The sequence below is a fragment of the Novosphingobium pokkalii genome, assembly GCF_014652855.1.
GTDB lineage: Bacteria > Pseudomonadota > Alphaproteobacteria > Sphingomonadales > Sphingomonadaceae > Novosphingobium > Novosphingobium pokkalii.
In genome coordinates this window covers 60,332-76,374 of record NZ_BMZP01000018.1, presented here as the reverse complement: position 1 = coordinate 76,374, position 16,043 = coordinate 60,332, and the positions used below count along the sequence as shown (strand labels likewise).

Sequence of the window (16,043 nt, the reverse complement as noted above, 5' to 3'; positions counted from 1 at the left end):
TTATCCCTGTCGCCTTAGCGGACGTTCGCGTCTGGACATCCCATCGGCAGATTCTGGTAAGAGCAGACGTTCTCGATGGTCGATGTGAACGACCGGCTGTGGTCGAAACGTACCGCGCCGTGCGCTCGATCAGGCGCATGATCTCCGCGAGGCTGAGCTCGGCCTGCGGGGCGTCGGGTCGATTCACGATCAATGGAGGCATGGTCGATCTTGTCCGTTCAAGTTTTCGAGTTTCAGGCGCGACCATAGAGTTCTGGGTGAGCCTGAACGTGGGCGCGCACCTGATCGACCCAGGATGGATACCAGTACCATGCACCATCGGCGAGCGTGGTGCCGAACGCCTTGCCCGGAGCCTTGGCGTCGGCATCCTTCCAGAGCTGGGTGTGGTGGTAGATAGTGAACCGCGGGAAGCCTTCGGCGATCATCAGGTCGACGATCTGGCCCGGCTTGAGCTTGGGCTTCTCGACCTCCTTCAACGCCAGCCGGACATGGTCGCCCTTCTCGGTTCCTGATCTCAAAAACTCGACGACCTGATCCGCCTTCCCTCGCGAGTTCACCACCTGCTCGATGTAGGCTACTCGATAGGAATAGCGCGGATTGGTCATCATCTCATCGGTCAGACCGTCTTCAAAGGCCGTATGCGCGGCCTGGATGTGGGCCGGCATGTCAGTGTCGGACAGCAGCAGGTCCCTTTGGTCACGCTCGATCCCGCTGAACTGCAGTGCGAGACCGAGATCGCGATCTAGGCCATGCTGCGCGCCGGCGATATCCTTGATCGCCCGGTTGAAGTTCAGGCAGCAGGCTTGGAGCTTGGCGGAGATCGCATCATCGATACGCGTGGTGAGCTGATGCTCGATCTCGTGCCGGATCGCGATCAGAAAGCGTAGGTTGGTGACGGTGCCGCCGTCGAGGGGGCAGTCGCCGTAGTCGAGACATGCTTCGAGTTCCCAGTGCTTGTCGGCGCCGTGGCGCGTCTTCAGCACCGTCTCCACGCCGTCAACCATGCGCTTGTAGCGGATGTCCACGCCGTTGCGACGATAGTGCCAATGCAGCAGATAGGTGAACGCGATCACGGCGACGACGATGAACGTCTCACTCTTGAAGTGCGCGCGGGGATTGTTGAACCCCTGCACGGCGTGAAGCATCGCCTCACGCGCCTTCACCAGAAGTTCGTCTCCGCGCAGGTGGAGGCCGGTCGTGAGATCGATCTGCGGCCATGCGGCGAGGAAGGCATCGAGCTCCGCCTGGCTCGCCGTGGTCACGCTCCGGTGCTTGGTTTGGCCTCGGATCTCCGCGATTCGGGCGTGATTGATGCTGCGTGTAGGCCGCGTGAAGTAGGCCAGAATGTCCTGATCGTTGAGGCTGGTCGATGCGATCATCCGCTTGATCAGGGCGATCTCCCAGCGGTCGAGCTTGTTGGCGGGGTTGCGTCTCGGTTTCTGGCCCATGAGAGAAGGATAGCATTGCATCATCGCGGGGCGACCCGGAATGTTTGGGCTGGGATGCCGCAGATCGAACGGTCCCGCCATCCGCTATGCCGGCGGAATCACCCGAACTTCGCGTCGATGGCGAACCGTTGCCGCCCCAGCCAGTTGGTGTCGATGCCGGCCGACTTGGCCAGCGAGGCGCTGAGCCCGAAGCTGGTGTCAATCAGCACGCTTCTGTTCACCGATCCCTTGGTGGCGCCATAGAAGGCCGCGACCACCTCCGGGAAGGCCTTCATCCAGAAGGGCAGTCCGTTGCTCGGCACGATCTCGGGCTCGTCGTAGCGCAGTTCGACCGAGTGATGCCGGGCCGATCCGGCATGAGCTTTGATGTTGAGATCCTCGGCCTGCACGGGCCCGGTGACCGCCACCGTAGCGCCGTTCTCCGAGAAGACCGAGATCTTGATCTCCCGGGCGGCGACGGTGCTGCGGATGAAGGCCACCAAATGCGCGATCTGCTCGCCGATGATCTGGCTGTGGAACGAGGCGGCCTGGATGACGAGCGTCTCGCGCGATCGGTCCGGATGGAAGGCATATATGCGGTTGGTCTCCGGAGCATCCCCGTTGGGATCGCGCAGGGCGAGCGCGTCCTTAATCTGGACCCGCTTGATCTTCTCGTCGCTCAGCCACAGGTCCGCGATGACACTGACGACGGCAACGCCGGTCAGCGTCGCCGCGGTCGGAATCGCCGCGACCGCGACGATGGGAGTTGCGCTCGCCAGCGCGATCGTCTTCGCCGGGTTCTTCCGTATGAGCCTAGCACCCCAGGCGGGCCAGCTCTCCATGTCCGGCACCACCTCGATCAAGCGCGTCTGCATGTCTTTCCCTTCGCCGGTCGGCGTCGCTGCCGTGATAGCTGCGTTGTATGAGAGCCGCCACACCGGATCGATCCGAGATGCGTGGAAAATCCGGCGATCACTCGACTTCGCCAGCGATGGCGCGATCGGTCAGGAAAGCTGCCTGCCTGTCGCCATGCCGCCCTCGAATGCACGTTCGACGAGCCGCGTGAAGGCCGCCGCTCAAACCGTAGATGTCTGCACTGACCGCCCGCTTCCAGGCATCGGTCATCGACGCGGGGGCGACCGCAATGAGGGCGGCTGCAGAAAGGCGGCTTTACGATGCTCGATCGGCGGCTCCCGTCAGATCCGGACGTTCGCGCCGCCACAGGAGAATGGCAATACCTGGTCGGCTGTCGCCGGAAGCGGAGACCTGCCGCCTCAACGACGTCGATCCGCAGGCATCGCTCGCCGATGCGCTCGCGCGCATCGCAGAGCATCCGGTCAACCGACTCGACGTCCAGCTGCCCTGGAACTGGTGCGCCAATCAGCGCGCAATCGCCGCCTGATGGAAACACGCTGCGGCCTTCGGCGGATGCCTACAGCAGGTCGGGGCAGCTTCAGCCTGAAGCGTCCTGCGCGATCTTGCCTTGTGACACAGTGGCGTGAAGGGCCGGAAAGCCATTGGCATCATTGAAAATCGCTGAGACGTGGCCCGGCGATCGACAGCCGGGAATCGCCACGACATTGGCGCCCTGAGCAAGAACCCAGGCCAACGCCCGGGAAGCGGAGGCCTGCTCCCCGGCTTTCGTACCGGGATTAGGACTACCGCCGTGCGCGCGTCCGCTCGCAAAGATCTGCGCGAAAGCTGCCATCGATGTCCTAAGGTCATCTGGTTGTGACGGCTTTGAGCCTGTCAGGATACCCCGCCCCAGTGGAGAGAATGCCATGAAGCACGCGCCCCGCGTCGCGGCGGCAGCGATTTCCTCGATCTTCGGGCCGGTTGCCAGGGAAAGTTCGTTCTGCACTGCGCCGAGAGCGCATGACATCGGCCACCGTGCGATCTGTTCGGCAGAAACGCCGGAGATTCCGAACTCGACAACCTTGCCCGCGGAGATCAGATCCTCGATGCAGCCCTGAACGTCGTCGTCAGGCGTCTCGGGATCGGCGCGATGCTGGAGCAGCAGGTCGATGCGATCGCGTCTCAGGCGCGTGAGCGAGGCCTCGACCGACTGCCTGATCATCTCTGGCCGACTGTTGCGATGTAGACTGCCACCAGCGTCGGCATAGAGGCCGAACTTGGTGACGATGGTCGCATCGGGGCGGCCGCGCAGCACGTCGCCCAGCAACGTCTCGTTCGCCCCGTTGCCATACAGCGGGGCCGTGTCGAACAGCGTCACGCCATGATCCAGGGCTGCGATGATCGTCGCGATGGCTTGCTCACGGCTAACGGAGCCGTAGATCCCGGTCAGCGCCATGCAGCCGAGGCCGATGCGGCGCTCGCCCGCCAAGCCGATCGCCCGGTGTTCGGCGGTCCTGGCGGGGTCGATCTGCTCGAGGTCCATCATGAGGCTTCGGGTTCGTAGTCTTCGAACGCGGTGATGGCGAGCGCCAGGGCTGCATCCGCGCCGCCATGGCAAAGAAGGTGGCGGCCGGGCATGAACCTGTTGACCACACGGGTCACCTCCTCGGCAGCCCTTGCGCGGAAAAGCGCATCCCCGTCACGCCCCGCGCCGAGCTCGACTGACGGATCGAGGACCGTCAGGAAAGAGAGGTCGTATTCGGGCGCCCAGGCTTCGCAGATCCGCTCCAGAGCCTCGGCGCGGGCAGGGGCAATCGACCTATTGGTGTGCCGCAGTGCGGCCAGAAGGTATCCGAGAGCGTCGGCGACGGGCCGGTCGACGAGGACGACGTCTGCCGCGATGGTGGCCTCGGTTTCCAGCTCGATTGCCCTCGCCATCAGCCAGGCCGTGCTTTCGAAGGTGTGATGTGCAAGGATGGGAAAGCCCTTCTCCTGGGCATTGACTGCACTGTCGTGGACGTAGGCCACGGCAAGCCCGCGCTGCTCGAACAACTCCTTCAGTCGTGTGAGGAACGTCGTCTTGCCGGTGGAATGTGTACCTGCGACCGCGATGCGGAATGGTGGCCGGCTCACAGGAGTGAACCCTGCGCGCTGCCGAGGATGTCCGCATCGGTAAGGATCGCACGCCGGTCATCCTCTGACCGGTCGCGTAGCATGTGGTCCAGAAGGAGAGCTGACAACACTGCGTCGAAGGGGGCTGAGTGGGCTTTCCCGCCGGTGATCTCCTCGGCCTGACGGCTTAGGTCCAACTTGGAGCCGAGGTGCTCCAGCCCGTGCTTCTCCTCGGCGGGGAGAAGGCGTCGCGCGATCTTCAAGGTGTCATAGGCCGCTACGGGCTCCCACCCTTCAAGAACCTGGCTGAGGATGTCGACCTCGACCTTCACGTTATGGCCGACGATCGCCTTGTCCTCGAGCCACAGCAGCACATCATCGACCACGTCCTCGAGATCGGGCGCATCGGCCACATCCTCGTCCCAGATCCCGTGGATGCGGGCCGCAATGGGAGAGATTCCGTTCTTTGGCCTGAAGCGCCAATGCTTGCTGCGCCCGGTCAGGGTCAGCCCCTCCATCTCGGCGATCGCTAGTTCGACGATCTCAGGCGGTGACTTTCCGCTGCCTTCGACATCGACAGCCCACATCTTCTCGCTCAATTCCAGCCCTCCTCGGCACGGCCGTGGCGTTCCGGCAGATGCGGCTGAGCACGATCATGCACCTGGAAGCCCAGTGAATGCTGTATGAAGTAGCGCTGCTGCTCGGTGCTGTCCTCAACAATCACCTTCCCTGCAGCGATTTCAATCCGCTCGGGGGCCAGGCCAACCATCTGGGCGAGTGAAGACAGCCGGTCGGGTGAGGGCGTCCTATGCCCCGCTGCGCAGAGCTCGATCTGGCCCGACGGGCAGATGTCGCATATCTCCCGGATACCGTAATGGCCGTTGTAATCGGCTTCTCCGTAGGCGTAGGCGATGCCGCAAGAGGTCTTGCGGAAGATCGGCGCGCCGGAGTAGCGGCGCAGGACGTGCTGCTCGACCTCGCGCGGGAGGATTTTGCGCCTGGGCACGTCATGATAGAGATCCTCGACGCCGGCGGAGCGGAAGTGGGCGCGGATCTGCTCGCGGTGGAATAGGCCGGTGAAGACGGTGGCGTCGGCCAGCCGCGACAGCGCGCCTGCCCTGTCGATGCATTCGTTCGTGTCGTTCACGCCCGCTATGATGGGACGCCAGTAGAGTATCCTCTTCGTCCGTCTGGCATGTTCGGCCAGCACCTCGAGCGACCTTTCCGCGATCATGCTGTCAACCGGTTCGAGACGGGGGTCCGCGATGCCAGACCAGGTCACAAGAACCGTGACCTTGAGATGCCGCAGGCGCTCCAGGCGTTCGACATCCTTTGGCGTGACCTTCCATCGGGTGATGACGAGAACGTGATTTCTGAGCCCGTGCCCATCGAGCAGTTCAAGGGAGTGCAGCATGTGCTGCTTCACGAGAGGCAGAAACGGATCGGTCGCGCGATTAAAGATCTGGACGGGTGTGACGTGGGGAACGAAGGCCCAATGCGCGATCAACGCTGCCACGGCCTGTTCATCATCCATCACGAGGTGAGGGCGCTTCATCTCGAAGTTGTCGAACAGGTGCCGCACGCAGTAGCCGCAATCGAGTGGGCACCCGACGATATGGTTCAGGCTGAGGCCGGATTTCCGATATTCCACGACATTGCCAAGGCTCGCCGGCAGATGAGCGGGTGCCCTTCTGAGATGCTTTTCACGTTCAAGATCGCCGACCGCATCTATCACAGCTTCCTCCCCAACACGCTGTTCATTCCTTCCAGAAATGGAATATTCCTAACTCTGAATAGATGGTTATGAATAATTTGCTCGCGGGGCTATACCGAGAAGGCGGACCAGGCTCTTCGGGGCCACGATGTTCACCCCGGTTCCCTGCTCGCGCACGCCAGCTGTTACAAGGCGGCTGAAAATGGACATCCTGCCAGCATCCATCGCCATTCCGCCCCAGACTGCATCCTGGATGTATCGTGCGACAAAGCCGGCAAGGACATCGGCGATCTGGATGCCAATGGAATCGTGGGAGCGCAGGAACTCCAACTTCGCAGATGCCGAGAATTGGAAATCCGCGGTCTTGAGCGGAGGAATCACGTCCTTATCGTTGAAGGCCTCCATCACCATCTTGTTATGAAGCAGGATGTCCCCGAATTGCAGCTGCTCGTCATGGAACAGCGTCACGTCCGACACCTGCTTTTCAAGGAAGCGGTTGATCCGGGCATAGATGTGGGTGAAGGACGTCAGGTTCGGCAGGACCCAGAGGAGCTTTCCCTTTTGTGAGGTGTCGGGGATGGGCAGCGCGCGTTCCACCGCCCTTGCCTTTGGGAGCTTCCGAAAATCCTTGAGGCTGTCGCGGGTGAAGCGGACGAAGGCATCGGCCACACCTTCGGTGGGAAGCCGACATGACTGGGCCCAGCGGATGACCTGCTTGTAGAAGTCGCGGACCTCGACGTAGTCCCGGCTCTGACAACAGGCGATGAAGGCCTGGGCCAACTCAGGCGGCCCGTAGATCGCCATGTGATCCGCCATCACCCCTTTCATCCAGAGCGTGCGTGGCTGAACGTCGCATGCCCCAACGTAGGGCACAACGATCCGATCCATGATGTTAGCGATGACGAAATAGTGCTTGTCCACGGCCTCTATGAAGATCGGGCAGCCGCGCTCCTCCAGCAGATCGAGGAGGCCGGACACGAAGTGAGGCCGGTCATAGGCCTGCCTGGACTTCACTTCCGCAGACTGGATGCGATGGGCCGCCTTGAGGGCATCGAACCGGTCCTTGAACGGCTGGTCCAGATCGCAGCCCACGGCGGCAAGCGTGAACATGCGCTGCTCCTTGCCGTAGGTTTCGACCCTTGCCGTGATCAGGTCGCCGGTGTTTCCACTCTCATCGATGTAATAGGTGACAGGACGAGAGGGGGAGCAATCCGATTGCGCGGAAGTTAGTTCCATATCGCAGTATCCCCTCAATCTCTCACTGTATATTTGTATGATCACTGAGATGATTAGCTCATGATTTGAAGAATTTTCTATCTGTTGCGTTGTGGATGGACAAACGCCTTCTTTCGAAAACCGCGAATGATCCTGTGGATATTGGCTTTGAGGGTGCTTTTTGTCCGGCAGCTTTGGTCGGATCCGTACGTTATCGCCATACTAGGTGGACGGCAGTATCTGTTCGGGTGCTGCCGCCGTTGCAGTCTTTCTCAACCTCAAGCTGGCCCTTCAGAAGCGGTCGTATGTTTAAAGTCTGCCGATGGCGTCTGGGTAGAGATTGCAGAACGGCAAACTCCTGCCAAGAGTGCGAATGGATTTAATTAGCTGGTAAAACTCCTTCTGCCGGATATTTTTAACAAATGAAAGTAACCAAGGAAACTCCACGAAGATTGCGGCCGACATCCGAGGTCAGGCGAGAATTGTACCTGCGATCGGGCAATAGATGCGCCTTCCCTGGCTGTTCCACCGTACTCGTGACCCGCGAGAAGACGATGATCGGCCGAATCTGCCACATCGAAGCCGCCTTACCCGATGGCAAGCGATTCAACGACGCGATGTCGAACGAGGAACGGCGCTCGTACGATAATCTGCTCCTCCTTTGTGGCGACCATCACACTGTCATTGACGACGATGAGGGCTGCTATTCCGTTGCGCAGCTGAGATTGATGAAGCAGCGGCACGAGGCGCGCCACTCAGAGCGCCCAGGAACCCTACAGCTTGCTTCAGGCGATCATAGCGCCATCTGGGAAGAACTGGAGTTCGAACACAAGCGCGATCTCCAGCCCGCGCTAATGGGGCGCCCCCTTGGGCCGGCCGATGCCGCAGCATGCCCGGAACTGGTGGAGACTTCGCTGCTTGCCCGGGATCTCGAACGTGCCTATTCGGCACGGCTTTTTGGCGAGCCGGGTGCTGGAAAGTCCGTCTGCGTCATGCAAGTTGCCTCGCATTTCCAGAAGAAGGGCTGGAAGGTCTTCCGCGCCCGGAACCCAAAGGTCGAGGAGTTCAAGTTCGATCAGACACAGACGTTGGCTCTCTACGTCGTGGACGATGCTCACCTCACACCGGAGCACATTCTCGCGGCCGCAGAGCAGGCGACGCATTCGGGCGCGATGCTCCTTTGCACTTTCAACGCCGCCCAACAGAAAGGGGATGCAGCAGGGACTACCTATCTCGACGCACGGCGCGCAGTACGGACGATCGCAAAGGCATTGCGCACCCGTCGCGACGCGACCCTTGAGGTGGTTCGCAGAGTCGATCCGAACATCGGTGACAAGCCCTTCGAGGAATCCTTCGACGCAAGGTTGGACGCAGCTGAAAGGGCCGAAATTCCATGGCAATTCTGCTTCATTCTGGGAGGTGGATGGACCCGTGCAGACGCCGCCGCGTCCTCCGCACGCAGTGTCAGGGCGGACCTGGTTCTCGCCGCGATAGCCGCGCGGCAGATTCTCACCAGGGACGAACGGGCGTCACGAAGCGACATTACCAGCCTGCTCGCCGAAATGCAGGCGCCAATCGTCGCCGAAGCGATCGACAGCGCGCTAGACTGGCTAATCAAGAACAGGCTCGTCTTGAGTCATGAGGATTTGCGTACCCCGCACCAAAGGTTTGCTGCGGTAATCTTGAAGCAGCTCTTGGTATTGGCCTGTGAAGCAACGGACACTGACGCCCTGGCTGCGCTCGTCAACAGACTGATTTCCGATGACTGCCGGACGCTCATCGGCCTGCGCAACCTTCTGCAGGAGCTTCGACTGGGCACGAGGAACTGGCGGTTCGATGGCCTCGTCAAACGTGAACTGTTGGACGCGATCATAGCCGAATGCTGGACGCAGGCGGGAGAGGAACAGCGTAACCACGCGTGCCTGCTACTTTCTGAGCTGCAGTGTTACTACGATGCCTGGGTGGCGGCGATAATCCGCGACGACGGCCAGACGTTGTCAAACTGGATCGATGAGGCCGAGGGTGAGTCCGCATATGGAGCTGGATTCCTACTCGGCCAGTTGTCGATGAAGGACGGGTCCCTTTCCGGGCGAATAGCCAGCAAGATCGATCTGCATAAGCTGGCGGACAAGCTTTCTGCCGTGACGCCGGACCAAGTTTTCGCGATGAGCGAGCTTGTATCGCACGTATCGAGCCCGACTTTCGCTACCTGGAACGAACGGTTTGTCGCACGTCTCGACAAGGACAGCCTCCGTCGCCTTGCCGCCAAATGGCCCGATGATGCTTACCTGTCGTCGTTTGCCAAGCTTTGCGCGCACCTTTCTTATCATGACCGGCGCTTTGCCCTCGACTTGCTCAAGATCTTTTCCGCGCGAACAGCGCAGCGCATGACCGTCGACCCGTTCCAGACATTCCATGAAATGAATGACATTTTCTGGCATGTCCTCAGGCTCCATGATCCGCTAGGCCTGTACAAGGGACGTGAAGCACCTACCCTCGAAATGCGAGAAGCGGGTCGCCTACTTGCCGAAGTATGGCATGACGAAGATCTCGCGGCGGCCGTCTCAAAATGCTCTTTAAGGGATTTCCAGAATGCTGCAGGCTTTCTGCTCTTCATCAGGAAAGTAGACCAGAAGCGCTTCTCGAACATCGTCAACAGGATCGACTGGCTAGTGATCGAGGCGACCCTCGCCGACCACCTCGATAACCTGTTTCACGACGCCGACGTCTTCCTTTCAATTTGTGGGATATCCACGGCCGGCAAGCACGCAATTGCCGCGATGCTCGCTCGGCACAATTCTGAGCTTCGGACTCTCACGCCACGGCTCGCCTACATTGCCTTCGACTACGCCATCGAATTCATTCGCTCGGGACGCGTAATCGGAATTTCAAACGGCCATACATTCGCCTGGGACTGGGCCACGATTCTCATGGCCAAGTTCGCGAAAAATCACGCCGAATTAATACACGCGTTCCTTGCGCCACACCTGAAGAACGCGGCCACGAGCCTGTCTCAAAAGCATTCAAGTTGGTATGACGAGCCCCTGCTGTTCCTTCGCACGGTCAGGCAATTCGATCACGTGGGCTTCGAACAGATGTTCGCGGCGATTGATGCAAGGACGGCCGAGGTTGGCTGGGCCAATGCCCTGCAAAGCAAAGCAAAGGCACGTCAGACAGCGGCGTTTCTCGTGCAGATCGCGATCAATCGAAAGGATGCGATCGGCGAGGTAGCGAGGCGATTGCGTGAACAGTTCCAAAAATCCTCGGTTCCGTCTCCCAAGCTGCTAGAACCGCTTGCATAGGTGACATGAATTGGCGCGACCGACTACCGAGGGAACAGGCTGACGTGGGGATGACAGGATTCTTGATGCTTTCTCCAAAGCCCGGTTTCTCCCAAAATTCTCCTCTCAGCCAAACCGAAGAGTTCATTAAACTGCCTCGAGGTAAGCCCGCTCCGTCATGATCACGGCTCTAACTCCAAAAGACTTCATCGAGATCGATCGTCGGTTTGTTCCTTTCGAACAGCTCGGCAGGCCAGATGCAGATGAGTTGTGGGCAGACGTCCTTGCAAGCAGGGAGGAGACGCGTGACTGGGATTGGCTGTTGTCACACCGCGTCGTTGCTCTTTTGGCCGAAGCCGGTTCGGGCAAATCCTATGAGTTTCGGGCCCAAGTTGATCGCCTGGCTCGCATTGGCCGATTCGCATTCTATTTTCGCATCGAACGTATGTGCAGCGGATCGCTCGAAACTGCGTTCGAGGCGCCCGAACAGGAAGCTGCGTTCCGAACCTGGAAAGCAAGAGACGAAGATGCGGTATTCTTCCTGGACTCGGTGGATGAGGCAAAGCTTCCCAAAGGAGAAAAATCCGAACCTCTGCGCGATGCACTAAACGCACTCGAGCGTGCCATTGGATCGCGAATAGGGCGCACACGTGTTGTCGTTTCTTGCCGCGGCAGCGAGTGGTACAGCGAAACCGAACAGACCCACATTTCGTCATTCGCATCACGTGTCGGCGCCGCTGCTCGAAGCGAGGATATGCCATCCGACAATTCAAAGGTCTTGCGGAATGTAAGCTTTGCGGCTTTGGACATCCCGCGTGTCAAGTTGCTCGCTGCCGCGCAAGGGGAGCCCGACGGCTTTCTCGAGGCGCTCGATGAACATCAGCTGTGGGATGAAGTGCGCACGCCAATGGATGTTGTCCATTTGGCCACCGTCTATTTTGCCAATGAGGACAAGACGGGGCTGGTCTTGCAACTGTCGTCACGGTCAGCCGTCCTCAATGCTTCGGTTCGACGGCGCTTGGCGGACCGTCCGGACAGTCGCAGTAGAACGGAAATGGTGCCGATCGAAGCGCTGGGAGTCGCACGGTTCCTGGCGTTTGCGCTAACAGTAATGCAACTGCGGGACATCAGCTTCGACACTCCTGTCCCCGGCGCCCTCGATGCAAGGTCGCTATTGGAGCAAGGTCCCGTTTCAGCATCGCCACTACAACTTCGACAGATGCTGGCAACGCCATTGTTTACACCTGCAGGACGTGGATCCGTGCGGTTCTATCGCCCCGAGATAGAAGCAATGCTCGCTGCTCAGTACCTGGAGTCGATGCTCGATCATCTGCCAACAACCAAAATAACTGAAGCATTCGGCAGCGAGTCATTTGGCGTTCGGTTTGTCGCTCAGCCCTTCGGGCCGATGCTCGCGTGGCTAGCCGCGAGCGATCAACGGATTTTGCGCTGGCTGACTAAAACCGGTCCTGAGTTCCTGATCGAGGACGGTGATCCCCGTACCTTGGCAGTTGGGGATCGTATCGCGGCGCTCGAGCAGCATGTGAGCCAAACACATCGAAATCTGTCAGGTGGCTTCTACTTCCCCAACGCTGCTTTGGCGCGCTTTGCGGCCGCCGACCTGGAATCGACCGTAGTTCATCTCCTGACGAGCGTTCCAGTTGCCCGTGAAGCTAAGCTCCACCTGCTTCAGATCGTACGCATGGGAAAATATGCTTCGGCCGCCGATTGGCTGGAGCAGGTTTGCGGTGACGCATTCACTCCTGCCGAAATCAGGGCGTATGCAGTTCGCGCTCTGATCGCCTGCGGGACGGGGGATCATCTTCGTCGGACTTGCGAAACCATGCTTGCATGGGGAGCCCCGCAGTTCGGGAAGGATCATTCAGATCACCGTTCGCAGCGAGAAGACGATGCTCGCATCCGTCTGATCGGTGCTGCGTACCCGCATGCCATTTCGCTCGAAACAATGCTGCGACTGCTGGCGCAGGTCGGAGGGCGTGAATTCGCGCGCGATGGGGATGTCTTTGTCGCGCTTTCCGAACGTGCCCCCCTTGCCGATTTGCCCCTGCTGATCGAAGGGTTCGAAAGTCTGTGTTGGAGGACCCGACCTTCAATTCATTTCGGCCACAAAGCCCCGGAAAAGACATCCCGAGCCAGCCTGCTTTTCGACGGACTTTGCGCTTCCATCGCTCGCTCCGTCGTTGAGCAGCCGGACGCTGTTCGCATCGAGAGTATCTGTTGGTGCTTCAACGCCAGCAGGTATTCGAGGCTCGATCGCGACAAAGAAGAATGGGGCGAGTTGTCTATGGCGCTGCGCCGGTCGGCCACTGTTCGGCAGCGATTAATCGTGGCGGCCGTCAATTCCAACCAGACTCACCATCCCCTTGTTGGCCTTCAGAGCATGTTGAGCGGTGTGTGGGGCGAGGATCATGACGCGAGGTTTGCCGATATCGCGTTCGCCCTGCGTGAGTATGTGCAGTCAAGTGCCGAACTCCGTGAAATCTGGGCTGACCTGTTGATGCGATGGATCCGTCCGGTGTCGAGGATGACACATCGCAAAATCTGTTTCCAACTTGCGCGCAGGGCAGTTCGTCAAAGGTCGGGCATCGATTGGCCGACGCTGAAAACGGTGCGCTGGCGCCCATTTGGTTGGGTGCGACGGTTGTGGTTTCGATACACCTACAACGATTGGTGGCACATCCGGTTCAAGCTGAGGTCTGTTCTTGGAGGCTTGCGCGAGAATTTGGCCTGGAGCTGGGCGCTCGTTCGAAATTGGCGCAGGCTGAACCAGGGAGATGACTGGAATCTTGCATTTCATTTTATCTTCGGTGATCGCGACGAGAAGCTCAGTCGTGAGGATTTTGTGAGGCGCAAGGGCTCTATTTTCGGCAGAATACTTATTAACGCAGCTGGTCGCTGGGTCAGCAAGATTTCGCCCGACATCACGTATCGATCAGAGATTGTCTGGCTGAACGATGTCGGTTTTCGTTGGCTTTACGAAGCAGATCCAAAATTTGTTCGCGGGTTAGCGGATTCGGTTCGGCGAGCGGCAATTCAACAAGATCTTTGGGACAGCGACGACAGCCCGGTCTGGGCTGAGGCGATTGCCGCCACTGACTTGGTCCTCTGGTCGAAAGTCGCGATGTCAGAAGTGATCGCAGAACTGTCGCGACGAGCCAAGTTTGAGCCTGAGCATTCGAACCCGCCGCTTTGGAAACTGCACAAGCAGCCGGTGAATCTGCAATCAACTGTTGCGTCCGCATTGCTCGATTGGGCCGAGCGCAATACCACGATGTGCCGGGTCGACATACGGCCCTTGGCAGACATCGTTCAATCGACCCCAGAACTTGTGTTTCGCCTCCAATCTCTAGCCCGCCGGGGAGCGCTTGAAGCCCTTTATGAAGGGCAGTGGCGTCGCGGTCTGGCCTGGTTGGAGGTCTGGGCCCGGCATGATGTGGCATCGATCGAATGCCTGTGCGATTGGCTCGAGAATGTATGGCGCGGAAACGAGACGTGCGAGTTCTATGCCTTGTCGGCCCTAGGAAATCTGCTGGGTAGTCGATGGAACCGTGAAGCAGTTACGATTACGCCTTTGCCGAGCGAGTTGCGTTTGCGGTTGGCAAATCTGGTGCACGATATCGTCCGCCCTGCTGAGGACGAACCAACTCGCGAAGGGATGCAAACGGTTACGCGGCGGCGCGAATTGGAGGATGTCAGGCGCTTGGTCGACAGCTATCTCGGTGCCGACCACAGCCCTGCTGGTCGCCAAGCCTTGGTCTGCTTTGTTGAAAACAGAATCTTGCCTGCGTTCCCTGACTGGGGCGAACGTTGGCTGGTGAGCCATGCACGCGCAGCTAATCAGCCCCAAGGTTGGACAATTGATCACGTTTCCCAATTTGCTCGGTGCGGTTCAATTGCGCCATCGAATGGGGATGGCTTGCTGGCGCATGTCATGGCCGAAATAGCGGAAATCTGTGGCGAAATGAATGGATCCGAGTTCGATCGGAGGGCGCTGTTCGACAAATCGACCGATGAAAGCGACTTCCGCGCCTGGCTCGGACATGAACTGGATGCTCGACTGCGAGGTTGGGCATCGATCACCCAGGAAACGGTAACGAGGGGGGAGAAGCGGACTGATCTCCGCATAGAACTGCGGGGTGGCAATCACGCGGTTTTGGTTATCGAAATAAAACTCGCTCATCGCTGGAACCGAGATGTGCTTTTGGACAAGATTAAGAGCCAGCTTGTTGATCAATATCTGATTGGGGACAGGCGTGTTAGGCACGGAATCTACCTGCTGGTCGACTTCGGCTTCTCCCTCAAGGGAAGCCTGACAGACGGCACTAAACCGGAGCTCACGGAATTCGCGGATCAATTGACGATCCGTGCAGAACAATTGTCTGAAGAAGATGGTAGATCTGTAAAGTTCCAGCAGTTCTCAATACTTAAATGAGATCAGCAGCGCATTCCTTGACCTGGTATGGCGAGGAGATCACGAGGCCAGATTGGCTGAAAGGCATATTCCACATTTCTAAAGCAAACGTTCCGGAACATCCTCGATCACGGCCGCTCTAGCCCGCGCGCCGTCGCAATCAATCGTTCGCCGGCGGCCCTCTGATCCATGTTCATGGTTCGCGCAGCCATCCACTCGGGCACGTGCCAACTGGCCGGCAGGGATCGGGCAATGGCTCCGGGGCTGTCCTCGGTACGCACTGTCTGGGCGGCGAGATTGATCTGCTTCGTCATTTCGGCAGGCGTCAGCGAGACCGCCGGTGCCTGTTCGATGGCGGCAAGCCGGGCGCGGACATTGCCCAGACTTCGGTCGATGCCATCGAGCGCGGCGGTGTGGTCGGGTATGCGCTCGCGTGCCGCCGTCAGATTGGCGACGGCATTGTGCAAAAGGCTGAGCTCGTGCCGCACGGCCTCAAAAGCCTGGGCGGTGGTCACTTCCGTGTCGTTTGTGTCGGTCATGGGCGCAGCTAAACCCTGCCAATTGCAGAATGCCAGAGGCTGGAACCTTACTGGAAGGGGTGAGATTTGTGGCCGTTTCGGCGCGCACGCTGCTGAGGCGGCTTGAGATTGTGCAAACCGGTGGAGGCGCCGCGACTCGGGCCTTGGCCTGCCCTACAGCCCCAGGCCGCGTCCCCGGCCAAGATCGAGGCCGTGCTCGAACGCGAGCTGGGCGCCAAGCTTACGCTGGCTGTCCATCATGGTGATGCCAAGCTGGGCCTTGCGGCTGGCCAGCAGGGATTCAAGCTGCGGATCGCGCTCCAGGCTCCTCGCCATGTTTGCCATGGCGGTGCGCGCGCTCTTGTGGGCGTCGATGTCGCCGGCCGCATAGTGGCGATCGGCCTGGTTGGACAGCTCGTTCCAGCGGCTGACGAACCGCTCGGCGCGCAGTTCGGGATTGGTGCGCAGCTCGGTTTCGAGCTGAAGCGC

The 16,043-nt window shown here is 59.6% G+C and carries 11 protein-coding genes and 2 pseudogenes; 3 read left to right on the top strand and 10 right to left on the bottom strand.

The genetic code is table 11. The annotated features are described in order from the left end of the window. Positions 1-233: 233 nt before the first annotated feature. The 3 genes from IE191_RS16685 to IE191_RS16675 form a co-directional block, all read right to left on the bottom strand. Positions 234-1,448: a DUF3644 domain-containing protein gene (locus tag IE191_RS16685; protein WP_191325513.1), complete on the bottom strand. Its 1,215-nt coding sequence runs from the start codon at positions 1,446-1,448 to the stop codon at positions 234-236. Between the two features lie 98 nt (positions 1,449-1,546). Next, positions 1,547-2,302 (bottom strand): hypothetical protein, encoded by a 756-nt coding sequence (locus IE191_RS16680; RefSeq protein WP_191325512.1) that lies wholly within the window; start codon positions 2,300-2,302, stop codon positions 1,547-1,549. Between the two features lie 97 nt (positions 2,303-2,399). Next, a complete protein-coding gene (locus IE191_RS16675) occupies positions 2,400-2,552 on the bottom strand; it encodes a hypothetical protein (RefSeq protein ID WP_191325511.1) in 153 nt (50 codons plus the stop codon). 139 nt (positions 2,553-2,691) lie between these two features. Here IE191_RS16675 and IE191_RS16670 point away from each other — a divergent pair. Continuing rightward, positions 2,692-2,829 (top strand): annotated as a pseudogene (locus tag IE191_RS16670) (transposase domain-containing protein); the annotation flags it as partial. 51 nt (positions 2,830-2,880) lie between these two features. Here IE191_RS16670 and IE191_RS16665 read toward each other — a convergent pair. From IE191_RS16665 to IE191_RS16645, 5 genes are all read right to left on the bottom strand, one after another. Then, the gene (locus IE191_RS16665) at positions 2,881-3,828 is read right to left on the bottom strand and encodes an aldo/keto reductase (protein WP_229815525.1); all 948 of its coding nucleotides are present in this window, start codon (positions 3,826-3,828) and stop codon (positions 2,881-2,883) included. Next, positions 3,825-4,415, bottom strand: a complete 591-nt coding sequence (locus IE191_RS16660) for an AAA family ATPase (protein WP_191325509.1) — start codon at positions 4,413-4,415, stop codon at positions 3,825-3,827. The genes IE191_RS16665 and IE191_RS16660 overlap by 4 nt, the downstream gene beginning before the upstream one ends. Continuing rightward, on the bottom strand, positions 4,412-4,993 hold the full coding sequence (locus IE191_RS16655; RefSeq protein WP_191325508.1) for a 3'-5' exonuclease: 582 nt from the start codon (positions 4,991-4,993) through the stop codon (positions 4,412-4,414). The genes IE191_RS16660 and IE191_RS16655 overlap by 4 nt, the downstream gene beginning before the upstream one ends. Beyond that, complete coding sequence (locus IE191_RS16650) at positions 4,990-6,129, bottom strand: hypothetical protein (protein ID WP_229815524.1); 1,140 nt, start codon at positions 6,127-6,129, stop codon at positions 4,990-4,992. The genes IE191_RS16655 and IE191_RS16650 overlap by 4 nt, the downstream gene beginning before the upstream one ends. A gap of 66 nt (positions 6,130-6,195) precedes the next feature. Then, the gene (locus IE191_RS16645) at positions 6,196-7,344 is read right to left on the bottom strand and encodes a DUF3800 domain-containing protein (RefSeq protein WP_191325507.1); all 1,149 of its coding nucleotides are present in this window, start codon (positions 7,342-7,344) and stop codon (positions 6,196-6,198) included. A gap of 515 nt (positions 7,345-7,859) precedes the next feature. Between IE191_RS16645 and IE191_RS16640 the strand changes: the two genes are divergently transcribed. Further along, positions 7,860-10,625 (top strand): hypothetical protein, encoded by a 2,766-nt coding sequence (locus IE191_RS16640; protein WP_191325506.1) that lies wholly within the window; start codon positions 7,860-7,862, stop codon positions 10,623-10,625. Between the two features lie 157 nt (positions 10,626-10,782). Then, positions 10,783-15,057 carry an NACHT domain-containing protein gene (locus IE191_RS16635; protein ID WP_191325505.1) on the top strand — a complete coding sequence of 1,425 codons (4,275 nt, stop codon included), beginning with the start codon at positions 10,783-10,785 and terminating at the stop codon, positions 15,055-15,057. Between the two features lie 107 nt (positions 15,058-15,164). Here IE191_RS16635 and IE191_RS16630 read toward each other — a convergent pair whose 3' ends face one another. Further along, the gene (locus IE191_RS16630; protein ID WP_191325504.1) at positions 15,165-15,575 is read right to left on the bottom strand and encodes a hypothetical protein; all 411 of its coding nucleotides are present in this window, start codon (positions 15,573-15,575) and stop codon (positions 15,165-15,167) included. A gap of 153 nt (positions 15,576-15,728) precedes the next feature. Beyond that, positions 15,729-16,043, bottom strand: a pseudogene (locus tag IE191_RS21130) (conjugal transfer protein TraA); the annotation flags it as partial.